Origin of the sequence: Nocardia sp. CA-084685 (assembly GCF_050955785.1) — a bacterium.
Lineage (GTDB): Bacteria > Actinomycetota > Actinomycetes > Mycobacteriales > Mycobacteriaceae > Nocardia.
The window spans coordinates 2,523,399-2,546,148 of sequence record NZ_CP192094.1; the positions used below are offsets into that span (position 1 = coordinate 2,523,399).

Here is a 22,750-nt window from a genome sequence, read left to right on the forward strand (position 1 = left end):
GGGTGTTTTCTCGTGTCAGCCGAGAGCGTCGATCACGCGAAACTGCGTCATCACGGTGATGTCGACGCGCGCCCCGGCATGCTCGATTTCGCGGTGAACGTACAGGGCAGTGCCCCGCCACCCTGGTTGCGGAACCGGCTGGCCGCACGCCTCGACGACCTCGGCAGATATCCGAGCGCGTCCGACGAACTCGCCGCACGCATCGCGGTGGCGGCCCGCCACGGTCGCGGCACCGATGAAGTGCTGCTGCTGGCGGGCGCGGCCGAGGGTTTCGCAATGTTGCCCCGGCTCGCGCCGCGACTGGCCGCGGTGCTGCACCCCTCGTTCACCGAACCCGAGCTGGCGCTGCGCGAGGCCGATATCCCCGTGACCCGCGTCGTACTCGAACCGCCCTACACCCTCGACCCGGCGCTCGTCCCCACCGCCTCCGACCTGGTGGTCCTCGGCAACCCGACCAACCCGACCTCGGTCCTGCACCCCGCCGACATCATCCGGGCACTGCGCCGACCGGGTCGCATCATCGTGGTCGACGAGGCCTTTGCCGATGCGATTCCCGGCGAACCACAGTCCCTCGCCGCCACGCCCGCACCGGACATCCTCGTACTGCGTAGCCTCACCAAAACCTGGGCCTTGGCGGGTCTGCGCTGTGGTTATTTCCTCGGCGCACCCGAGCTGCTCGCCCGCCTGAATCACGGCCGCGCCCACTGGCCGCTCGGCACGCTGCAACTGGAAGCGATCGCCGCGACCGCCGAACCGGACGCGGTCGCCGCGGCACAACAGCGAGCACAGACGATCGCCGCCGAACGCGATTCGATGATCGAACGCCTGACCGCGCTGGGCATACACGTCCACGCCCCCGCCGCCGGACCATTCCTGCTGCTGCGCGTGCCGGACGGTGAACTCCTGCGAAAGCACCTGTCGAACCAGGGCATCGCGGTCCGCCGTGCGGACACTTTCCCGGGACTCGGACCGGATTATGTGCGCGTTGCCGTCCGCGGTCGCGCCGAGGTCGATCGGTTGGTAGCCGGAATCCGTGCGGCGGGAGTTTGATGTCGGCCCAGCCTCGTGATGTCGGCCTCGTGGGGGCGTGGCGCCAGCGAACCCGATCGTCGGGTATGCAGGATTCGATGCGGTGGCGGGTCGATCCGGAGTTGCCGCGCGGCACCGACGGCGGGCAGCGCGGCGGTCTTCGGAAGGTCGGGCGGCGTGGTGGGACGGCGCTCGTCCTCGGACCGTCGAGTGGTGGCAGGTGATCTTGGTGTGGGCGGAAATCTGGAGACGGAGGTAGGCGGATGACGACGCTGGCGGATCTCATCGAGGTGCTCGACGCGGCTTATCCGCCGAAGTTGGCGGAGTCCTGGGATTCGGTGGGGCTGGTGTGCGGTGATCCGGACGATGAGGTGACTCGGGTGCTGTTCGCCGTGGATGCCACTGCCGCCGTGGTGGATGAGGCGATCGATTGGCGGGCACAAGCTTTGGTGGTGCACCATCCGTTGCTTTTGCGCGGCGTCGACACAGTCGCGGCAGACACACCCAAAGGCGCTCTGTTGCATCGGCTCATCCGGTCCGGTTGCGCGTTGTTCGCGGCGCATACCAATGCGGACTCCGCTGATCCGGGAGTTTCCGATGCGCTGGCCGATGCGCTCGGACTCACCGTCACCGGGCCGTTGGATTCGAAACCGCGAGCCGCCGTGGACAATTGGGTGGTGCAGGTGCCGCGTTCGCATACGGATGCGGTATTGGCGGCGCTGTTCGCGGCCGGTGCCGGTGGTAGCGGCACCTACCGTGACTGTGCTTTACGGGTGCCAGGAGTGGGCCAGTTTCGTCCGGTGGCGGGGGCGAATCCGGCGATCGGCGCGATCGGGGAATTGCGGCGAGTCGACGAGGACCGCCTCGAAGTGCTCGCACCACCCTCGGCGCGCACGGCCGTGCTGGCGGCGCTGCGGTCGGCCCATCCCTACGAAGATCCGGCATATCACGTCACCGAGCGCGCCGCGCTGCCATCGGGACTCGGCATCGGCCGGGTCGGCACCCTCCCCGAACCGGAGTCCCTGCGCGAGTTCACCTCTCGGGTCGCCGCCGCATTGCCCGCGACCACCTGGGGCGTCCGCGCGGCCGGTGACCCGGACCGTATGATCCGGACCGTCGCGGTATGCGGCGGCGCGGGCGACTCCTATCTGAATACCGCGGCGCGCCTTGGCGTCGACGCCTACGTCACCTCCGACCTGCGCCACCACCCGGTCGACGAACATCTGCGCCGCGGCGGTCCCGCGGTGATCGATGCCGCCCACTGGGCCACCGAATTCCCATGGTGCGCACAGGCGCAAACAGTGGTCGGAACCGCCCTGCCCGACTTGGCGACCCGCATCTGTACCCTGCGCACCGACCCCTGGACGCTCAGCGCCACCGGCGTGACCCGATAACGAACCATCCCGTGCGACGGCGTGTTCGGGGCGTGTTGTCGGAGTTGGTATGTGGAACAGGTGAGTTGACGCGCCCGCTCGGGGTACAACTACCGCATGAATTTCCCGGTGGACTTCGGGATCGTGCAGATCGGCCTGGTGCTGATCATCCTGGTCGCGGTCGCGTTGCTGATATCGGCGCTCGTCATGGTGCGCAAGGTCGGATTGCGGGTTTTGCTCGGGCGCGGGGCGGGTGGACTCGCTCTGCTGATCGTCGCGGTACTGCTGCTGTGGGTGATCACGCTCGTCCAGACATTCCTTGGCCTGAGTGGGGAGGTCAAGGCCGCGCATGTGGTGGTGAATCAGGTTGCGGGCCAAGACCACCGGCTCGAGGTCGACCTCACCCTCTACGGCGACGATCACCATCCCGACAAGCACGAGAAATATCAGGTCGAGGGTGACCTATGGGTGCTGCAGGCCAATATCGTCGAGTTGGAGCCCTGGGTGAACGCCCTCGGCTTCCACTCCGGCTACAAGGTCACCCGCCTCTACGGCCAGCGTCTCGACGGCGTCGCCACCACCCAGAACCAGATCTTCGTCAACGGCGACGACCAGGATTTCTTCAACGATATGCGCAACCACAAATGGTGGACCGACCCCTTCGTCCGCTCCGCCTATGGCAACGCCGTAATCGCCACCCCGGGCACCTACGACGTCTTCATCTCCCGCGACGCCATCAAAACCCGCGCACCGGGTAGTTGACGCCGAGGCCGGACAAGACATCGGATCTTCCGATGTATGACGCACCGACCACTCCCCTCGGACCGAATCACCCGTCATTCGGGGTACGGTTGAAGACTGGCATCGCGACCTCGCGTGCCCCCATCCGTCCCCAGCGTCCAGGAGTTTGTCCGCGTTGAATGTCGAACCGCCTGTCCAGGCCAAGCTGCTCCAGCTCGCCGCCGTCGACGCCGAACTGACGCGGATCGCGCATCGGCGCACCGTGCTGCCCGAGCAGCAGGAGGTGGCACGGCTCGAGGTCGAGCGGAATGCGCACAAGGATGCGGCGGTGGCGGTCGAGATCATGCTCGACGATCTGGACCGCGATATTCGCAAGCTGGAGGGCGAGGTCGATGCGGTGCGCAAGCGCGAGGAGCGCGACCGCGCCATGTTGACCGCCGGTTCGGTGGGTGCCAAGCAGCTTTCCGAGATTCAGCACGAGCTGGGCAGCCTGGAGCGGCGCCGTTCGGTCCTCGAGGACGAGCTGCTCGAGGTGATGGAGCGTCGCGAGGCGTCGGCATCCGACCACGATCACGCGGGTGCGCGGCTCAGCAAGACCGAGCAGGAGTTGGCCGACGCGCAACGCCTGCGCGATGAGGCGCTGGCCGATCTCGATGTGGCGCAGGGGCGTTGCGAGTCCGACCGCAAGCATCTGGTCGCGCTGTTCCCGGACGAACTGCTGAGCATCTACGACCGCCAGCGCACCCAGCACGGCACCGGCGCCGCGCTGCTGCAGGCCCGGCGCTGCGGCGCGTGCCGGATCGAACTCGACCGCGGTGAGATCGCACGCATCGCCAAGGCCGCACCGGATGTGATCGTGCGGTGTCCGGAATGCGGTGCGATCCTGGTGCGCACCAAGGAGTCGGGTTTGTGAGGTTTCCGGCGCGGGTATCTGTACTCGGGTCGGTCCGCTCCCAGCGACGGACGGTTGGCTGTCGAAGAGGACGAGAGGAACAATGACCGAGCGCGAGGTGATCGTCGAGGCCGATGGCGGTTCCCGGGGCAATCCGGGCCCGGCTGGTTACGGCGCGGTCGTCTTCAGCGCCGATCACGTTCGCATCCTCGCCGAACGCAGGGAATACGTCGGCATCACCACCAATAATGTCGCCGAATACCGCGGGCTCATCGCGGGTTTGGAGGCGGCGGCGGAGTTGGGCGCGCGCGTGGTGTCGGTGCGCATGGATTCCAAGCTGGTTGTCGAGCAGATGTCCGGACGCTGGAAGGTCAAGCACGCGTCCATGATTCCGCTGGCCGACCGGGCCCGCAGGCTGGTCGCCGGATTCGACAGGGTGACCTTCACCTGGATTCCGCGCGCCCAGAACTCACATGCCGACCGGCTCGCGAACGAGGCCATGGATGACGCCACGCTGATCGGCGAGGTGCACGCCGCCGAGCGGCAGCTACTCGATGCGGGATCAGCCGCCGCGACCCTGGCGGAGGAGGTGCGCGAGGCCGAAGAACAGCTGCTCGGCTGGACCGACGAGCAGACCGCCGCGCGCGGCGTCGAAGAGCAGCTGCCGAGTTGGATCGACGAGGTACGCGCATCGAATATCCAGGCTGCCGAACGTGATACGCCGACCGCCGCCGAAAGCTCGCCCGCATGGACCGGCGCGACCGGCCGCCCGACCCGCTTGCTACTGCTGCGCCACGGTCAAACCGCACTCTCGATAGAGCGCCGCTATTCCGGCCGCGGCAACCCGGCCCTCACCGCTCTCGGCCGTGAACAGGCCGCCCGCGCCGCGAAAATGCTCGCCGCGAAGGGGGGTATCGCCGCGGTGGTCACCTCCCCGCTCGGCCGAGCCCGCGAGACCGCCGAAGCCGCCGCCACCGCACTCGGTATTCCGGTGCGCGTCCTCGACGGCCTCACCGAAACCGACTTCGGCGATTGGGAGGGCCTCACCTTCCAGGAAGCGGCACAACGAGATCCGCAGCTCCACGCCCGCTGGCTCGGCGATCCCTCTACTCCCGCGCCGAACGGTGAGAGTTTCGACCAGGTGCGCGAACGAGTCGAGGCGGCTCGGCGCGATCTGCTGGCGCTGTATCCCGGCCAGAACGTCGTGGTGGTCAGCCACGTGACCCCGATCAAGACCCTGCTGCAACTGGCGCTCGGCGTCGGTCCAGAGCTGCTGTACCGCCTGCATTTGGACCTGGCGTCGCTCTCGATCGCGGAGTTCTACCCGGACGGTGGTTCGTCGGTTCGGTTGGTCAACGACACGTCCTACCTCTGAGGAACTCGGTCGTCGGACCAACCCGTGCGTTTTTCTGTGAACCGTGAATTATGGCGCATCACAATGGATTCGGCTTGTCGAAACGGTCCTTTGGGTTGAATCTCACACGGTAACGTTTCAGACACGGTTATAGCGGTAGGCTTCGGTTCGGTCAGGCACAGGCATCCCGCCCCGCCTGTCTGGTCGGGGATAACCAAGGTCTTCGAACAGTGCTGCTCGGGGGGATGAGAACCGGCGGGCAGCGTTGCTCGGTGGTCGCTTCGAACGATGAAGTAGTTCTGTGCGGTCGAGTGATTCGATGGAAGCGCAGGTTCGAATGAGTAGTCCGATCAAGGTTGTCGTGCTCGGTGCGGGGATCGGAGGGCTCACCACGGCCGCCGCATTGCGACAGGCGGGCTTCGCGGTCGAACTCTATGAGGCCGCACCCGAGCTGCGTGGCCAAGGATTCGGACTTTCGGTGCAGGCCAACGGAATCAAGGCACTGCGCGCCATCGGCCTCGGCATCGAGGAGGAGCTGTTCGAGTGTGGCGGCAGGGTCGAGACCTTCCGCTTCAACAACCCGGACGGCACCCCCATCCGAGTACTTCCGGTGCACCGCCAGGACGAGCGGCTCGGCGCACCGAGTGTCGCCCTGCATCGCAAGGATCTGCATGCGGTCTTGCTGCGCGCGATCGGCGATACCCCGACTCATGTTGGCGCACAAGCGACTCGGTTCATCGACGACGGTGAGCATGTGCGCGTCGACTTCGCCGACGGTCGCATCGCCGAGGGCGATCTGCTGATCGGCGCCGACGGCATCCACTCCGTGGTGCGCGCCCAATTGCACGGCCGCGCCGAACCGCGCCCCGGCGATTTCATCGCCTGGCTGGCCTGCATTCCGTTCGATCATCCCGCCGTGCCGCGCGGCTACTCCGCGCACTATTGGGGCACCGGAATGCGTTTCGGCATCCACGACATCGGCCACGGCCGGGTGTATTGGTGGGGCACGATGTCCATGCCGGGCGATGAGGCCGCCGACTGGCGTGGCACCAAGGAAGATCTGCAGCGGCTCTACACCGACTGGGCGCCGGAGGTGCGCGCCTGCATCGATCAGACCGACTGGGCCGATGTGCTCGCGGTGCCCTGCCAGGACCGTCCGCCGCTGGACGGCTGGGGACGCGGTCGGGTCACTCTGCTCGGTGATGCCGCCCATCCCATGCTGCCCAGCCTCGGCCAGGGCGCCAACTCGGCAATCGAGGACGCGGTCGTACTCGCTCACACGCTGAAGAACTCGCTGGATCCGGTTGCGGGCCTGCGTCGTTACGAGCAGGTGCGGGCCGAGCGGACGGCCATGTTCGTCAACGGTTCCTGGTCGCTCGGCAAGATCGAGCAGACGACCGACTCCAAGCTGGTGAAGGTGCGCGACACCTACTTCCGGCACGCACCCACCGAATTCTTCCTGCGCGAATTGGGTAAGCCGATGTCGTTTCCGCCACTGGAGGGACCGACCGCGCGGCTGCCGCGCCAGCTGTCTCCGGTGGAGCGCTGGCACTGGATCGCGGATCAGCTTGCGCCGCTGCATATTCTGGCCCGCGTGCGGGTGCACGGCTCGATTGCCGCCGAGCAGGTGCGAATCGGTCTCGACGAAGTGCAGCATCGACATCCGCTGCTCCGCGTCGCGGTGGCGGCCGAACCCGACGGCACCGCACCGCGTTTCGTGCCGGTGCCGACGCCGATTCCGCTGCGCGTGATCGAATCCGACGATCCGGATGCTTGGCTGACCGAGGTCGACGATGTCCAGTTGCGCGAACCCTTCGACTGGCACTCCGGTCCGCTCGCGCGGGCCGTGCTCATCACGGATGCGACCGGTGAGACCAGCGATCTGATCGTCACCATGCACTACGCGATCGCCGACGGTGAGAGCGCTATGTCGGTGGCCAAGCAGGTACTGCAGGTCGCCGCGGGCGATGGCACTGATCTCGAGCCCGCCCCGGTTCGACCAGGTCCAGAGGAGCTTTTCCCGGCGAAGTTCCAGGGTGCCAAGGGCTTCGGACGCACCATCGGATCGCTGCTGCGCGACCAGAAGTCGCAGCTGAAGCGGTCGCGCCGACTCGAGCCGACCGAACTCGCCACGCCGTCGCGGCGACGTAGCCGGGTCGTGCACCGCAGTCTGGACGCCGATCAACGCGACGCATTGACCGCAGGTTGCCAGCGCCAGGGCGTCGGCCTGCAGGCCGCGCTCTCGGCGGCGCTGCTCATCGCGGCGGCACGCGAGTCGGGCGTCTACACCGAAACCTGGTACACCGTAGGAAGTTCGGTGAACTTCCGTGGCCACCTCGACGGTGCGGTCGCCGACACCGAGGTCGGCACCTACCAGGGCATGATCGCGACCCCGGCGAAGTACGCGCCGTGGTCCTCGCTCTGGCAGATAGCCGGGGAGATCGAGCGCGAGTACGGCGCACGAATGGACCGTCGCGACCATCTCGCGGCACTGAGCCTGCTGAAGGTCGCCGCACCGAAATCGGTGGCTGCCAGTGCATCCACGGTCAAGCTGATGGACACCCGAGGTCCAGGTCACCTGTGTATGACTTATCTGGGGCGCTACGCGTTCCCGGACAAGATCGGTGCGTGGCAGCTCTCGGGCGCGCAATTCGTCTCGGGCATGTCGGTGAGCGGCTTTATTATGGCCACCGCCAATGCCACGCATGGGGAATTGTCGTTCAACCTCGGCTATGTCGAGCCCGCGGTTTCTCGTGAGCGCGCCGAGCGTCTCGCCGATGAGAGTATGCGCGCATTGCTGTCGGTGATCTGACCGGCTCGCACCCGAATACGAGGGCGAAATCCGGCATCGATGTCGATGCCGGTAATTCGCGCTATCTGAAAACTGGATACAAGTGGTAACAGCTCTGCGTTTCGGCGTCATCAGGTTTGGGTCCTGGACAGTTTGCGCACGGTCTGTGCCGCGACTGTCGCGATAGGAGTGACTGTGACGTCGGAAACCAGCGCAAACCCCGAAAGACCAATCGAAGCGTGGCCGGTCAGCGCATATCAGCGCGATGTACTCGGTTTGGCGTTCCGACTGGCACCGGAACCCGTTGCGCAGCAGACCTATAGCCTGCGCATCGATGAGCCGTTGGATATCGCGCGGCTGCGCGCGTGCTGGCAGCGGGCCCTGATGAGCGATGACGCTTTGCGTTTGCGGTTCGTCTTCGAAAAGGGCGAATTCCGCCAATGGATTTCGAATGAGATTCCGCCGGTCGAGGTCGTCGACCTGACCGGTGCACCGGATCCGGAGGCCGCCACCCAGGAATGGCTGTGGCGCGAGGTCGGCGCGCCGGAGCGGCCGGATCGGCCCGCTCGGCTGGCCGCGGTGGTGGATCGGCCGGACCGGTTCTTCCTGTTCATGTCGTTCCATCACGCGCTGGCCGATGGCTATGGCATGAATCCGGTCATCGCCACGCTCGATACCAGCTACAAGATGAAAGATGTTCCGCTCGAACAGCTTGCGGTCCCTGAACCGGCCAATGAGCACACCGACCGTTCGGCGGCCACCTACCGTCTGATCGCCGAGGACGACGAGACGTACCGGGCCTCCGAGCAGTACACAGCGGACCGTGACGGTCTGCTCGCCGTGCTCGACGGCGTCGAGCCAGCGCTGTTCCCCAACCGGACCAGCTCGCCGAGAATCGCCCGCGGCCACTACAGCAGGATGATTCCGGGCGAGTACCTCGATCGTGTCCGTGCGACCGGTGTCACCGTCTTCGCGTATCTGACCGCCGCGGTGGCGACATATCTCGCGACGATCCACCGCGCCGATCAGGTGGTGATCGGCGTCCCGATGCTGAACCGGCATTCCGCGCAGACCTATCGCACGCAGGGTCATCGCGCCAATGTCGTCCCGCTGCCGGTGCGCGTCGATCGCGACGTGCCGCTCAGGCAGATCGCCGATCAGGTGACCCAGCAGATTCGAAAGCTCAAGAAGCATCAGCGCTTCCCGTACGGCGAGTTGACCCGTGCGCTGAATCCGGATCCGGCCGCGCCGCCGCTCTACGATGTCGCCTTTTCGCACACGAAGCTGCCGGATGCCGATTACGTCCACGAGCTGATCTCGAAATGGACGGTGCACAATCCGGGTTCGGTGACCAACGCACTCACTATCGTCACGGCGGAAAACGGTCGCGACGGCTCGATCAGCCTCCAGTTGTTCTACGACAACGACATTTTCGACGCGAACTTTCCGATCGAATCGGCGCTGCGCAGCATCGGCGAAATGGTCACCGCATCGCTGGACCATCCGGAGACCCCGGTCGGTGCGCTGCCGCTGCTTTCGGAGCAGGCTCATGCCGAAGTGGCGGCCTTCGAGGCGGGGCCGCGCATCGAATTCCCCTACACCACCATTGATCGGCTGTTCACCGAAAAGGCCGCCGACCATCCGGACCGCGTTGCGGTAGTGTCCGCGGATTCCCGTGAACTGACCTACGCCGAGTTGGCCGGTCTGGTGGACGGTTTCGCCGCGCGGCTGCACGAGTTCGGCGCAACTGGGAACACGTGCATTCCGGTCGTGCTGCCCCGGTCGACCGACATGCTCATCGCGGTGCTGGGCATCCTGCGTGCCGGATGCGCTTACGTGCCGCTCGATCCGGATTATCCGGCGGCGCGCGTCGAAACGATTCTCGCGGACTGCGAAGCACGGTTCGTGGTCGCCGGAGCTGAGCATACGCAGCTCTACCGGGACCTCGGCGTCACTCGCGTCACAGTGGCCGACACGCTCACCGGTGCTGTCGAAAACGTCTCGCACCCACATGATTTGAGCTATCTCATCTACACCTCTGGCTCGACCGGTGTGCCCAAGGGGGTGATGGTCGAGCATTGCTCGGTGGTCAACCGGCTGATCTGGATGCAGCGCCGCTACCCACTTTTCGCCGATGATGTCATCCTGCAGAAAACGCCTGTTACCTTCGATGTTTCGGTGTGGGAGTTGTTCTGGTGGGCCATCGCCGGAGCCAAGGTCGCGCTGCTCGAGGTCGGCGGTGAGCGTGATCCGCGCCGCATCGCCGAGGCCATCGAGGCGAATGCGGTGACCGTCACGCACTTCGTGCCGTCCATGTTGGCGGCCTTCGTGGACGAACTCGAGGCGGATCGGACGATCGTGGCGCGCATTGCCAGCCTGCGCCGAGTGTTCTGCAGTGGTGAGGCACTGCCGCCCGCGCTCGTTCGCCGTTTCCATGCTGCCTTCGCCGCGGTCACGCAGCGGCCACCGCAGTTGGTAAACCTGTACGGACCCACCGAGGCTACCGTTGACGTTTCGAATTTCGACTGCCCACCGGCTAGCGACCGCCCGCGGGTCGCTCGAGAGAGTCAGCGGGATTCGCTCGATCCGGTGCCCATCGGCCGTCCGATCGACAATATCGACCTGCTGGTGCTCGACGAATCCGGGCGCCGCATGCCCATCGGCGTACCCGGTGAACTCAATATCGCCGGAGTCGGTGTCGCGCGCGGCTACCGCGGTCGCCCCGACCTGACCGCGGCCGCATTCGTCGACGATCTGACCGTGCCGGGCCGTCGTCGCTACCGCACCGGTGACCTTGCGCGCTGGCTGGCCGATGGCACCCTGGAATACCTGGGCCGCTTCGACGATCAGGTCAAGATCCGCGGTAACCGGATCACGCTCGGCGAGGTGCAGAACGCGATCCTCGGCTGCGCGGGTGTGCGCGCGGCGGTCGTCGTCGACGAGCAGTCCGAGACGCATGGACTGCATCTGGTCGGATACTTCGTCGGCGATGACGTGACCGGTGACGAGATCGCCGAACAGATCGCGATGCTCCTGCCGCGCTATATGATTCCCACCCGGCTGCTGCGCGTCGATCGTATTCCATTGACCCCCAACGGTAAGACCGACCGCAAAGCGCTGGCACGGGTGGCGGCGGTTTCGGAGCATGCGGACTTCGCTGGTGTGCCGATCGAGCCGCGGACACCGGTCGAGGCCGAACTGGGACAGGTCTGGCGGACCGTGCTCGGCATCGACTCCATCGGTGTACACGACAACTTCTTTACCCACGGCGGCGATTCCATACTCGCGCTATCGGTACGCACCGCCGCTGAACGCGCCGGACTGTTCTTCGATGTGGATGCCTTCTATGAGCATCCGACCATTGCCGAATTGGCCCAGATCGTCTCGGATGGCCCGGACGGCAACCGGATTCGCATCGCCGATCGATTGGCAACGGTGCCGCTGATCGACCGCGCCGCACTGCATCGGGCCGAGGATGCCTTCCCGGCCACCGCGTTGCAGCTCGGCATGCTCTTCCACAGCATCGAGCGCACGGATTCGGTGACCTACAAGGACGTCTTCCGCTACCAGTTCGAAATGCCTTGGGATGCTGAGCAATTCCATGCCGCACTCGACCGGCTGGTGCGTCGTCAGCCCGCGCTGCGGTCCTCGTTCGAGCTGAGCAAGTATTCGGTCCCGCTGCAGGTGGTGCACAGGGCGATCGAATATGAGCTGGAGATCGTCGATGTCTCCGATCTCGATCCGGTGCTGGCCGATCAGGAGGTCGAGGACTACACCCAGCAGCGCAGGCACGCGCGGTACGACCTCGCCCGCGCCCCGCTGCATGCGATCCGGGTGTTCCTGCGGCCGTCCGAAAGTGCGCTCCAGACGATCGATCTGGTGCTCAGCTTCCACCACGCGATTCTCGACGGATGGAGTGTCGCGACCTCGGTGCTCGAATTGCTGGTCGACTACCTGAACACGCTGGGACTGATCCAAATCGGTATCGACGACACGCCGCATACGGCTACCGTCCTGGCCGAGTACGCCCAGTCCGAGATCGCCGCGGTGCACGATGATTCGGCCCGTGCGTACTGGCGCGCCGCACTGGCCGGAGCCGAGCCGACCGCGCTTACCGCCCTGGGGGTCCACGAGGGTGCGGGTGCGGAGGAACCGCAGGTCGCCGCCGTGGTGCCGCGTCGGCTCGCAGAGCGGGTCACCGCATTCGCCGCTCGGCACCAGCTGCCCGAGAAGGCGGTCTACCTGGCGGCGCACTGCCTGACCCTGCGCACGGTGACCGGACGCGCCGATATCACCACCGGTGTGGTGAGCCACGGCCGACCGGATCGGGCGGGCGCGGAAAGTATTGCGGGCCTGTTCCTGAACACGCTGCCGATACGGCTGGACGACACCGCCACCACTTGGCGCGCGGCTGTCGAGCAGATAGCGCGAAGGGACCGCGACGCCTACCCGCACCGGCGCTATCCGCTGCGGTCCATTCTGGCCGACGGCGGGCCCGCCTTCGAGACGGCCTTCAACTTCATCAACTACCACCTCTTCGCACCGATTCTCGGTACGGACCGAGTCAGCCTGCGCGACTTCGATGTTCGCGAGGACACCAATTTCCAGCTGTTGGTAACTGTGGCCCATGACCCGCGCGACAACCGGATGTGGATGCGTGTCAACGGTGACCACACGCTGACCAAGGATCAATGCGAGACCGTCGCGGTGACTCAGCTGCGCATACTGGCGGCGATCGTCGCGGATCCGGATGCGGCGATCGATCGCGGCACCGGTCCGGCGACCGCGCGTGATGTCGGCACGCTGGTCGCCGATGCCGCCGCGCTCAATCCGCACACCATCGCCGTGCAGGGCGACGAATCCAGCCTCACCTACGACGACCTGATCGAGCGCAGCGAACGACTCGCCCGGTGGCTGAATGGCGTGGGGATCAGACCAGGTGACCGGATCGGCATCCTGATGAGCCGTCGCCCGGAATTGGTGCTGCTGGTGCTGGCACTCATGCGAATGGGTGCGGCCTGCGTGCCGCTCGATGTCAGCTACCCGAGGGCCCGGCTGAATCTCATGATCGACCGTGCCCGCCCGCACCGCGTGATCGCCGATGCCGCCTATGCCGAGATCGTCGACAATGTTCGACTGGTGCTGGACACGGCGGAGGTCTTCGATCCGACAACCAACAGCGACATGGATTTCGCGGTCCCGGATCACATCTCGCCCGACGCACTCGCCTACGTGCTGTTCACCTCCGGCTCCACCGGCGAACCCAAGGGCGTCGCCATGGCGCACCGCGGCCTTACCACGCTGGTGGACTGGCAGAACCGCAGCCCATCGGGCATGAACTTGGCCAGCACATTGCAGTTGGCGCCGTTGAGCTTCGATGTGTCGTTCCAGGAGATCTTCACGACCCTGGCGGCGGGGTCCACGCTGCGGGTGAGTTCGGCCGATCTGCGTTCGAATGTCGATGAATTGCTGAATACCGTTGTCGCCGAACGTATCGAGCGGCTGTTTCTGCCCTATGTCGCACTGCAGGCCTTTGCGGAGGCCGTGGTCGCCCGGCGAAAGTTCCCGGTCGACCTGAAAGTGCTCGCGTCCTCGGGGGAGCAATTGCGCATCACCGACGAGATCCGCGCGCTGTGCAAAGTGGTGCCGGGGCTGTTGCTGGAAAACCAATACGGCCCGACGGAATCCCACGTCGCGACCGTATTCACCCTCGCCGGCTCACCCGACGACTACCCAGCGCTGCCACCCATCGGCCGCCCGGTCGACGGCGATACCGTCGAATTGCTCGACAGTGCCCTGCGCCCGGTGGCCGACGGTGTGATCGGTGAGATCTATCTCGGCGGCCGTTCTCTCGCCCGCGGCTACCAGGACCAGGCGGCGCTGACCGCACAGCGGTTCGTGGCCACCCACGGTGGCGCAATCCTCTACCGCACGGGCGATCTAGGCGTGCGGCTGGCCTCCGGGGATCTCGTGTGCCTCGGCCGCAGTGACAGTCAGGTCAAGATTCGCGGCTTCCGGGTGGAGCCCGCCGAGGTGGAGTTGTGCATCCTCGGACTGGTCGAGAAGTACCCGGCCATCACCGAAGCGGCCGTGGTGGCACGGGGATTCGGCGGCATCGACGGTGCGCTGATCGCCTTCCTGGTCGGCGCCGCCGAGCAGACCGATCTGGCCGCGCTGCGCCACGATCTGCGCGGCGTACTGCCCGCGCACATGGTGCCGTCGCGCTTCGTCTTCCTCGGCGAACTGCCCCGTACGCCCAGCGGTAAGCGTGACGATGGCGCATTGCGATCGATTGTCGACTCCGCACCGGAATCGGTCACCGCACAACGGGAACTGGCCGACGAATACGAGCACTGCGCGGTCGAACTACTCGCCGAGTACGCGGGGCTACGCTCGATCGGTCTCGACGAGGATTTCTTCGCCGCGGGCGGCACTTCTATCGGTGCTATGCGCGTGGTGATGGGATTGTCGCGGCGCTTCGGTGTCGACGTGCCGCTGGATCTATTCATCGGCGCGCCGACCGCCGCCCAACTCGCGGCGCTGATCCGGTCCGGCAATACCAGGCGCACCTTCGATCCATTGGTGCCGATCACCGTCGGCGGTCATAAGCCGCCGCTGTTCTTGGTGCATCCGATCGGCGGAAATGTGCTGTGCTACTTGGCGCTTGCCCGTTATCTCGATCCGGATCGCGCGGTCTACGCCCTGCAGGCCGCAGGCGCGGACGCGGGCAGCGCACCGGAGAAGACGATCGTCGGGATGGCCGAGTCCTACCTGGCGGCGGTGCGTCGCGTACATCCGGAGGGGCCCTACCACCTGGCTGGTTGGTCCTTCGGGGGCAATGTCGCGCTGGAGATGGCACGGCAACTGCCCGAGCGGGAGGTAGCCAGTGTGACGCTGCTGGACACCATGGCATTGCGTCAGCAGGCTCGCGAACCCATCGCCGAGGAACAGCTCATTCGCTGGTTCTTCCTCGAATTGCTGTGGTATGCCCGCGGAAACAAGGCCGCACTGGTCGATTTCGAACCCGACGTGCACGGATCCGAGGAGCTCTTCGATGTGATGCTGGCCGAGTCGATCCGCTCCGGCATTCTGCCCGCCGACAGTTCACCGCAGGCGATCCGGCGGCTCTTCGAGGTGTTCTACGCCAACTACACGGCATTGCTGGAATACCGGCTCGAACCCTATGACCGCGATATCACCCTGCTGCGCGCCCAGGAGGGCCTGCCGCCGGGTGTGGATTTCGCGCATCAGGCCGTCGGCAGCATGTTCGACAGCGCGAACAACGGTTGGGAGCAGTACGCCGCCCGGCGCTTCACGCTGGTCCCGGTGCCCGGCGACCACCTCCACATGATGACCGAACCGCATGTTCGCGAGGTTGCGGTGCAGTTGGATTCGGCGCTCGCGGCGGCCGATCCGGATCCGGACCGGGAGTTCGGTGTCGAAATGCTCGACGCCTGATGGTTTGGCCCCGATGGGTGCGGTTAACCGGAATCTTGAACTAGAGTTCCGGGGTGGCCGCAGCTATCGGGGCGGCTCTCCATCGTGTGTGCGATTGGCCGACGTCTGAGTCGATTCCGATGTCGGCCAGGGGTTTTCGAGAAGGAGAGTGGTTGCCGTGAAGTTGGGAATGATCGCGCTGTGCTCGGCCGCTGTGGGACTCGTGGGGGCCGGAACCGCGCAGGCGGCCGGAAATGCTGTGGTCGGCGGCGGTTCCGGCCTGGTCTTCGATAACAACTCCGCGTGCTCGCTGACCGCGATCGGCTACGACAATGCCGGACAGCTGGTCGGACTGACCGCGGGGCACTGCGCCCCGACCGGCTCGCGATTCGGCGCCGAGCGCTTCCTGGATGCCGGTGTGATCGGCACGGTGGCATACTCCGATGACGGCGAAGGCCTCGATTTCGCTGTGCTGCAATTCGATTCGAACAAGGTCACGCCCGTGCGCGATGTCGGCCCGACCACCATCGCGGGAATCGGTGCGGCACCAGCGCCCGGTGAACCGGTGTGCACGAGCGGGCGCAGCAGCCGATTCGACTGCGGTGTGGTCTGGGGTTCGCTGGAGGGCACGACGATCAACCAATCCTGTTCCAAGCCGGGCGATTCCGGTGGCCCGGTTACCGTCGGTGATCGGCTGGTCGGCATGAATCAGGGGCGGCTGACCGGAATCAACGGCGTCGGGTTCAATATTCCGTGCATCTTCCCGGCGATACCCATTCACTCACCGGCATTCTTCGCCCCGATCGATAAGATACTTCAGGCCGTGGACGCCACCGGCGGGGTCGGTAGCGGATTCCAGGTCATCTGATCCGCCGCGCGTCCGCGCAGTGCTGTCGCGGTGAATTCGTCGAGTGGGTAGAACAATTCGATCGCTAGTTCGGACAGCGTGACATCGGCGGGTGCGCCGAAGGTGGCCATGGTGCTGAACATGCGTAGTTCGCCGAACGGAGTTCGGATGCGCAGCGGGACCTCGAACGGATTGGGGTGTGCCGCAGCGTCATCGGGTGCATCGGTGAAATCCGGCGGTGGGCGATAGGCGGCGACTTCGTCGTAGAGTGTCCGGAGTTCGGCGTCGCCGGTGGCGTTGACCTGGCGATACAGTCGCTCCAGGAACAACTCTCGCACCTGGGTCAGGTTGGCGAGGCGGGCCGCGAGGCCGTCGGGGTGCAGCACCAGCCGGTAGACATTCGGTTGCGGCAGCATCAGCGTTTCCGGGATATCGGCCATGAACAGGCTCATGGCGTCATTGCCGGTGACCACATTCCACAGGCGATCCACCACGACCGCCGGATAGGGCTCGTGCGCGGTCAGCATGATATCGAGTGCGGAGCGGACCGAGGCCAGGCTCGCGTCGTCGAGACTGCTCTCCCGATAGGCGGGTGCGTAGTCGGCGGCCAGCAGCAGGGTATTGCGCTCACGCAGCGGCACCTCCAGCGCGTCGCAGAGTCGCAGAATCATGGCTCGGCTGGGTTTGGCCCGGCCGGTCTCCATATAGGAGATGTGGCGCGAGGAGCTGTCCGCGGCCAGCGCCAGATCGAGCTGGCTGAGTCTGCGTCGCTGCCGCCAGTCGCGCAGCAGCGCGCCGACCCGTGATTTCTGCTGATTTACCGCCACTCCGGCAGGCTAATCAGCGCGATATGTGCTCGGCCATGACCTCCGAGGTTATTGAGACCTTCACCTCACGTCCGGCATGGTCGGTTTCGGGAGCCGATCGGGCTGCCGGTTCGACAAGAGGAGAGAAGATGAGCACACTCGTCGCGCGCGCCGACACCGACTACCTGCGTACCGTGTTGCGTCTAGACGGCTGGGGCACCGGGGTGTTCGGCATTGTCATGCTGGCCGGGGCGGCGGCGCTGCGCGGGCCGTTGGGGCTGCCGACCACGTGGTCCATCCCGTTCGGCGTCGCGATGGTCGGTGGCGGACTCGCACTGCTGCTCATTGCCGGGTACCCAGATCTCGTGCCGAGTCACGCGATTGCTGTTATCGGGGTCAATGTGGTCTCGGCGCTCGCGCTGGTCGTGTTGGCATTCTCGGGTCTGCTCGAGTTGACCGGGCTCGGAGTCGCGTTCCTGTTGATCGGTGCTGTGTGGGTGGCGGTGCTCGCGGCGCTGGAGCTGAGTGGGGTGCGGCGGGCCGGGATCTGAACTATCGGTGCCATGCGGGGAGTGCGTCCGCCACTGCCGCCACTGCGGCTCATCCCACCGCGACGCCACTTCGAACCTCGAAGCGAACGTCCCCGGTGGCGATCCCGCCAGAGCATCCAGCCGGATCTCCGGGCGACCGTCCACTCGCCCTCACCCAACCGCCGCACCCTCATTCGGTGATCGTGCACCGACACCGCGGCTTCGCGCAAACCTGCGAGGAGCCGTGAGAGCCAAGCGCACTTCCAGCGCACCACGTGTGGGTACAGCGAGAACGCGGACGTGAACGCCGCCGAGAACATTCTTGCCGCAGGAGGTGCGGTGACCGCCTGTGGAGACCTCGGCGCTAGCCGGTCCGCGAAGCTGGAACCAACTGCCGCCTAGCGGACGAAATCTCCGTCGTTCAGGACGGGGAGGACGTCAAATGCGCTGAGTCGTCGGCTCAGCGCAGTCGTCCGCGGCGATTCGTCAGTCGTCCGTCGTGTATCGCTTGGTTGGGCAGCGATTCGGTTGTCTCGGTGTCTCGTTCGTGGGCGAGATCCAGCATGGCAAGTCCGGTTTCGCGGATCAGCCCATCCAGATCGTCGAGCATCGCGGCGATCGCATCACTGGCCGTTCGCAATTCGGCGGCGCTCGGATCCGGCCGATCGAAAACCATGCGGAGTTTGTGTAGCCGCAGCCCGGTGTCGAAGAGACGGCGCACCAGCCGATCGCTCGAGTCGGCGAACGCGGTGGCGTTTCCGGATAGCTCCTTGGCGGGGCCGAATGATCGGCGCGGCCTACTGCGCCACGTGCTTCGGCTGCTGCCGCCGCGGGCTCCGGTCCGGGAGCTCGACCGCACATCGTCGGGCATCGAAATTCCTCCTGAGTCGTTGATTCGTATTGGTGGCCACGTTTCGGGACCCCGGAGACGTGGCCATTCGACTGCGCCCGATTTCAGCGGGTACGAACGGCTCCTTCGGAAAACCGATACCTGTTTATCCTTCGTACAGTGTAATTGCTTGGTAGGCAACATGTTCACCGCCTGGCCGGGGTGAGGTGATCGATACAGGCTGCTTCGCGCCGCGAACTGGTGGACAATGGGGTATGGCGGTAGAAGGTGTGCGGGAGTCACGCGAACTGTCGGTCGATACCGCACTGCACCTGCTGGGCACGATCGGATTCGGGCGTGTCGCGTTCTCGCGCTACGCCCTCCCCGCGATTCGCCCGGTCAGCCACGCGATGGTCGAGGAGCATCTGGTCATCTACGCCGACGCCGCGACGACCGGTTCGCTCGATCGTCAAGTCGTGGCCTACGAGGTGGACGCTATCGACCACCGAACCTCCCTCGGCTGGTGTGTGATCGTGACCGGTATCGCCGACACCGTGCGCGACCACAAAGAAATCGTGCACTACCAGCAGTTCTTGCCCGCTCGCACGGTCGGTGCCGGTGATCGAGTGACCAGAATCCTGCCCGATATCGTCACCGGAATCGAGTATGTGGGACCGGAAGAGGGTGATCGGTAGTCGCTCAAAGGTCCGGAATCCTCTCGGGGAGTATCGGTTCGAGTTTGGTGAGGAAGCGCGCGAAATGTGGATCGGCGTCGGTCCGGTCGAAGGTGTCGATATCCCACCAGCGTGCCGCACCGAATTCGCCCGGGTCCAAGGTGTATTCGCGGGTGCGGTCGCCGTGGATGACGTACCAGAGGCTGACATCCTGGTGTCCGGCATGGGTACCTACCGTCGTGGTGACGCTGAGGAACAGCGGTTCGGTTCCGATGACGGTGAATTCGGGATCGATGCCCAACTCCTCCGCGGCCTCGCGTCCGGCGGCGGCCAGCGGATGTTCTCCCGGTGAGATATGACCGCCGGTCGGCAGCCACAGTCCAGCGAGGAGATGCTGGCCGAGCAGGACGCTGCGCGCTCGCGGGTCGACCAGCACCACATACGAGACCAGATGCCGCGGGGGAGTGTCGGGTTTAATGCGACGGAATACATCATCGGTCGAGGCCAGCCAGGCCCGTGTGTCCTCGATATGCTGCCGCTCGAGCGCATCCAGCGGCGTGATCCCATCGACGATAGCGGCGACGGTCGCGGTCGCGAGGTTCATGGCAGGCGACTGTAGCCGCGGGCACCGACAGGTTTCGCGCAGCGCGGACTATTCGAGGACGACCGGGCGCAGCCGCGTGGTGTAAACCCCGGCGCGCTCGAGCGCGTCCGCGGCGGCATCGAGCTCGATCATGGTCTCCTCGAAGACTTCCCGCGCCCCGGCAATACAGTAAGCCGGAGTGGTGAGCGCCCCGATCCCCTCGGTATCGACCAATATCCCCGAGGCCTGCAACGAACCGTAATCGGCATCGAGCCCGGCCAGCTCCCCACGCAATTCCCGCAGCCGACGAAACACCTGCTGCCGGCGAATCTCCAGTGCCAATGGATCGGTCATCCCACGCACCCCACTTCCGCCATGAACTCTACCGCGACCTACTTCGACGGCTCGAACTCCAGCAGCACCGGTCCCTTCGGAAGCGGGAAGAAGCTGTGATGGCTCTGCGGATCGACGGCAACCGTGTGCGCGCCGGCAGCGAGATGCCTCGACCCCACCGCGGTCGTATGCCCCGCACGCTGCTCGAGCAGATTCACCCAACCGCTCTCGGCGGCCACATACAACCGCTGGGCCGAGGCGTCATAGACCAGCACATCGGGAGTTTCGCCGACGCTGTTCTCGTCGACCACATTCCGATGGGTGAGATCGACCGTGACCAGACGCCACAACCCACGAACATCAGCTGATCGGCCGCATCGAGGGCCTGGCCGTGCGGTCCGGCGCAGCCAGGGACCGGAATCCGATCGGTCACCGCCAGCGTCGCCGGATCGATGACCGCGAGATCTCCCTTGCCCTGCACCGCGACAACCATGCGATCGGCATCGGCGTCGTAGACCACATTGCCGACCTCTCCTCCCAATGACACTGTGCCACGGACGGTTCCGGTATCGGCGTCGACGACTGTCTCGGTCCCGGCGCGTTGATCGGTGGTCCACACGGCGGCGCGTCGTGAATCGTAGGCGAGTCCGTCCGGATAGTCGCCGGTCGGCGTGGTCCACACGATTGCACCGGTCTCCGAATCGATGGCCGCGAGCTGGTTGCGTCCCGTCGCGGTCGCGTAGGTCCGCCGCCGCTGTGGGATCGCCAGCACACCGTGCACATCCGGCAGATCCGAAATGGTCCGCACCACCCGATGCGAACGAATATCGACCTCGACAACCGCACCCGCACCCATATGCGCCAGCCACAGCAGACCGGACCCGGCATCGAGACTCATGTAATCGAATCGCCCTGCGGCATCAGGCAAATCGAGCTGCCCGACCTGACGTAGCGGTAGTGCGTCGGACCGCACGGCGCCACCGCACCCGGTCGCAACTATGGCGACCGCGCAGGCCAGGCCAATCCGCCATATCGACCGCACTCGAGCCTCCTGTGGAGGAGATCGTGGGTCCAGGCTAATGAGTTCAGCACAGACCCGCGAGTTTGTAGCGCACGCCAAATGCGCACACAACGGTGGATGTGGGTAAGGGATGGGGGATGGGCTCGAGACGGGCTCAGCGTGGCCGTTGGGGCTTCTGATCGCTGTTGCCGTGCCGGGCCTCGAGTGCCTTGCGGATTACGCTCCGTGCAGCGTCGCCGGTCACGGACTGACTGGCTAGCGTATCGAACGCCCGGCTGTAGATCGCAACCTCTCGCGGTTGTGTAATCGTCAGCTCGGCTGTGATGCCTTCGACCGTGACCATGCGCGAATCGAATATTACGAAGTTCGTCGTTTGCATGGGCGGGCCAGCTTGCGCCGGAATGATTCCAAGCCGAACCCGGGAAAGGCCGATCACGGCCATGAGCCGGTCTAGCTGCCCGATCATTACGGCGTCGGTGCCGACTGAGGTATACAGAGCTTGCTCTGCAATAAGGATGTGGAAGCGCCGTTCGCCTCTGTACAGGTATTGCTGACGTTCGAGCCGCTTCGATACGGCTTCATCTATGTCGTCGGGAAGTCGGTAGAAATCGACCGAATGCCGTAATACGGCTTCGGCGTACTCAGCAGTCTGAAGAATGCCGGGAATGACCACCGGCTGATAGATCCTCATCAGTTTCGAGCGCTCAGCGAGTCTGACCGACTTCTGCTGTCCCCGTTTGAGCCCTGCGGCGTGCTGCCGCCGGTACTCCATGTACGCGGCATCTATGTTGTGGACTGTGGCTAACAGATCGTCGAGTTGGTCACGTGCGCCGGTATGAGCGCAGTAGGCACGAATATCCGCGTCGGAGGGCTTGACCCTGCCGTACTCGATCTTGGAGACCTTTGTTTCGTGCCAGCCAGACAAGCGCGCAAGCTCACGGCCTGAGATTCCCGACCTGCGTCGGATCTCCCGAAGCCGCTGCCCGAGCGCCTGCCGGGCCTCATTAACGCCGTTGCTCACCTCCGGATGTCTACCGCGTACTCGGTGTACGGCGTAGCCAGCTGCCACAAGCGCTCTTTCACCTCTCGGCACTGTTCGACAATCCGCGGGTCCGTGGTCAGAGCCGCTGCCTCGACCGCACGCCCGTTCTCGTCAACGAGGTTGAACACCACCCGTTCGTCATCCAACAGCCAGAAATCATCGGCGGGCACGTCTCTGACAATTTGCCGAGGCAAGTACCGAATGTCTTCGCCCGCTTCGACATTCAGTGCACCGGCAATGCGGGCTGACCTTCGAGGAACCGGCGAAACCGGTCCGACTCGGTCGGCACGGCGTAGGCGTCCCGAACTTCGAGGTGGAACGCTTCGGCTTTGCAATCGCGGAATAGGGCGACCCAGTCCGGTGGCTCATGCGGAAGGTAGAGCACCGTAGAACGTCCTCCTGATCTTCGGAACTTCAATCGCTGTCTCGTTGGTTGCAAGGTCGAGCTGAGCCAGCGTGTCAGGCTCG

17 protein-coding genes and 1 pseudogene are annotated in these 22,750 nt (G+C 65.4%); 10 read left to right on the forward strand and 8 right to left on the reverse strand.

Annotated elements, in window-relative coordinates; genetic code table 11:
* The first annotated feature begins 12 nt into the window (after positions 1-12).
* From cobC to ACQP2U_RS11410, 8 genes are all read left to right on the forward strand, one after another.
* Positions 13-1,050 carry an Rv2231c family pyridoxal phosphate-dependent protein CobC gene (cobC, locus tag ACQP2U_RS11375; RefSeq protein ID WP_433714640.1) on the forward strand — a complete coding sequence of 346 codons (1,038 nt, stop codon included), beginning with the start codon at positions 13-15 and terminating at the stop codon, positions 1,048-1,050.
* A 242-nt stretch (positions 1,051-1,292) separates the two neighbouring features.
* On the forward strand, positions 1,293-2,423 hold the full coding sequence (locus ACQP2U_RS11380; protein ID WP_433714641.1) for a Nif3-like dinuclear metal center hexameric protein: 1,131 nt from the start codon (positions 1,293-1,295) through the stop codon (positions 2,421-2,423).
* Positions 2,424-2,519: 96 nt separating this feature from the next.
* Complete coding sequence (locus tag ACQP2U_RS11385) at positions 2,520-3,164, forward strand: hypothetical protein (RefSeq protein ID WP_397037939.1); 645 nt, start codon at positions 2,520-2,522, stop codon at positions 3,162-3,164.
* Between the two features lie 154 nt (positions 3,165-3,318).
* Positions 3,319-4,056, forward strand: coding sequence for a zinc ribbon domain-containing protein (locus tag ACQP2U_RS11390; protein WP_433716426.1), 738 nt, complete (start codon positions 3,319-3,321; stop codon positions 4,054-4,056).
* Between the two features lie 82 nt (positions 4,057-4,138).
* Positions 4,139-5,410, forward strand: a complete 1,272-nt coding sequence (locus ACQP2U_RS11395; protein WP_433714642.1) for a bifunctional RNase H/acid phosphatase — start codon at positions 4,139-4,141, stop codon at positions 5,408-5,410.
* A 316-nt stretch (positions 5,411-5,726) separates the two neighbouring features.
* The gene (locus ACQP2U_RS11400) at positions 5,727-8,201 is read left to right on the forward strand and encodes an FAD-dependent monooxygenase (RefSeq protein WP_433714643.1); all 2,475 of its coding nucleotides are present in this window, start codon (positions 5,727-5,729) and stop codon (positions 8,199-8,201) included.
* A 174-nt stretch (positions 8,202-8,375) separates the two neighbouring features.
* Positions 8,376-15,638, forward strand: a complete 7,263-nt coding sequence (locus ACQP2U_RS11405) for an amino acid adenylation domain-containing protein (RefSeq protein WP_433714644.1) — start codon at positions 8,376-8,378, stop codon at positions 15,636-15,638.
* Between the two features lie 157 nt (positions 15,639-15,795).
* On the forward strand, positions 15,796-16,485 hold the full coding sequence (locus ACQP2U_RS11410; protein ID WP_397037930.1) for a S1 family peptidase: 690 nt from the start codon (positions 15,796-15,798) through the stop codon (positions 16,483-16,485).
* Here ACQP2U_RS11410 and ACQP2U_RS11415 read toward each other — a convergent pair.
* Complete coding sequence (locus tag ACQP2U_RS11415) at positions 16,434-17,291, reverse strand: helix-turn-helix domain-containing protein (protein WP_433714645.1); 858 nt, start codon at positions 17,289-17,291, stop codon at positions 16,434-16,436. The genes ACQP2U_RS11410 and ACQP2U_RS11415 overlap by 52 nt on opposite strands.
* 128 nt (positions 17,292-17,419) lie before the next feature.
* Between ACQP2U_RS11415 and ACQP2U_RS11420 the strand changes: the two genes are divergently transcribed.
* A complete protein-coding gene (locus tag ACQP2U_RS11420; RefSeq protein ID WP_433714646.1) occupies positions 17,420-17,821 on the forward strand; it encodes a hypothetical protein in 402 nt (133 codons plus the stop codon).
* Between the two features lie 439 nt (positions 17,822-18,260).
* On the opposite strand, the gene ACQP2U_RS11425 is transcribed toward ACQP2U_RS11420, so the two are convergent.
* Positions 18,261-18,671, reverse strand: coding sequence for a hypothetical protein (locus ACQP2U_RS11425; protein ID WP_433714647.1), 411 nt, complete (start codon positions 18,669-18,671; stop codon positions 18,261-18,263).
* Between the two features lie 233 nt (positions 18,672-18,904).
* Here ACQP2U_RS11425 and ACQP2U_RS11430 point away from each other — a divergent pair, with 233 nt between their 5' ends.
* Complete coding sequence (locus ACQP2U_RS11430; protein ID WP_397037923.1) at positions 18,905-19,324, forward strand: pyridoxamine 5'-phosphate oxidase family protein; 420 nt, start codon at positions 18,905-18,907, stop codon at positions 19,322-19,324.
* Between the two features lie 4 nt (positions 19,325-19,328).
* Here ACQP2U_RS11430 and ACQP2U_RS11435 read toward each other — a convergent pair whose 3' ends face one another.
* The 6 genes and pseudogenes from ACQP2U_RS11435 to ACQP2U_RS11460 all read right to left on the reverse strand — a co-directional run bounded on the left by ACQP2U_RS11435 (position 19,329) and on the right by ACQP2U_RS11460 (position 22,667).
* On the reverse strand, positions 19,329-19,907 hold the full coding sequence (locus ACQP2U_RS11435) for an NUDIX domain-containing protein (RefSeq protein WP_433714648.1): 579 nt from the start codon (positions 19,905-19,907) through the stop codon (positions 19,329-19,331).
* Between the two features lie 48 nt (positions 19,908-19,955).
* Entirely contained in the window at positions 19,956-20,240 is a 285-nt protein-coding gene (locus ACQP2U_RS11440; RefSeq protein WP_433714649.1) for a hypothetical protein, read from the reverse strand.
* A gap of 38 nt (positions 20,241-20,278) precedes the next feature.
* The gene (locus ACQP2U_RS11445; protein WP_433714650.1) at positions 20,279-20,494 is read right to left on the reverse strand and encodes a hypothetical protein; all 216 of its coding nucleotides are present in this window, start codon (positions 20,492-20,494) and stop codon (positions 20,279-20,281) included.
* Positions 20,434-21,192 carry a YncE family protein gene (locus ACQP2U_RS11450; protein WP_433714651.1) on the reverse strand — a complete coding sequence of 253 codons (759 nt, stop codon included), beginning with the start codon at positions 21,190-21,192 and terminating at the stop codon, positions 20,434-20,436. Before ACQP2U_RS11450 ends, ACQP2U_RS11445 begins: the two co-directional genes overlap by 61 nt.
* Before the next feature lie 202 nt (positions 21,193-21,394).
* Positions 21,395-22,261, reverse strand: coding sequence for a helix-turn-helix domain-containing protein (locus ACQP2U_RS11455; protein ID WP_433714652.1), 867 nt, complete (start codon positions 22,259-22,261; stop codon positions 21,395-21,397).
* A pseudogene (locus ACQP2U_RS11460) lies at positions 22,258-22,667 on the reverse strand (DUF6879 family protein). Before ACQP2U_RS11460 ends, ACQP2U_RS11455 begins: the two are co-directional and overlap by 4 nt.
* Positions 22,668-22,750 lie beyond the last annotated feature (83 nt).

What these genes read in the sequence shown, in the direction of transcription:
- ACQP2U_RS11380 (WP_433714641.1), top strand. Translation starts at nt 1,293, where the DNA reads ATGACGACGCTGGCGGATCTCATCGAGGTGCTCGACGCGGCTTATCCG.
- ACQP2U_RS11385 (WP_397037939.1), top strand. Translation starts at nt 2,520, where the DNA reads ATGAATTTCCCGGTGGACTTCGGGATCGTGCAGATCGGCCTGGTGCTG.
- ACQP2U_RS11395 (WP_433714642.1), top strand. Translation starts at nt 4,139, where the DNA reads ATGACCGAGCGCGAGGTGATCGTCGAGGCCGATGGCGGTTCCCGGGGC.
- ACQP2U_RS11400 (WP_433714643.1), top strand. Translation starts at nt 5,727, where the DNA reads ATGAGTAGTCCGATCAAGGTTGTCGTGCTCGGTGCGGGGATCGGAGGG.
- ACQP2U_RS11420 (WP_433714646.1), top strand. Translation starts at nt 17,420, where the DNA reads ATGAGCACACTCGTCGCGCGCGCCGACACCGACTACCTGCGTACCGTG.
- ACQP2U_RS11425 (WP_433714647.1), bottom strand. Translation starts at nt 18,671, where the DNA reads ATGCCCGACGATGTGCGGTCGAGCTCCCGGACCGGAGCCCGCGGCGGC.
- ACQP2U_RS11430 (WP_397037923.1), top strand. Translation starts at nt 18,905, where the DNA reads ATGGCGGTAGAAGGTGTGCGGGAGTCACGCGAACTGTCGGTCGATACC.
- ACQP2U_RS11435 (WP_433714648.1), bottom strand. Translation starts at nt 19,907, where the DNA reads ATGAACCTCGCGACCGCGACCGTCGCCGCTATCGTCGATGGGATCACG.
- ACQP2U_RS11440 (WP_433714649.1), bottom strand. Translation starts at nt 20,240, where the DNA reads ATGACCGATCCATTGGCACTGGAGATTCGCCGGCAGCAGGTGTTTCGT.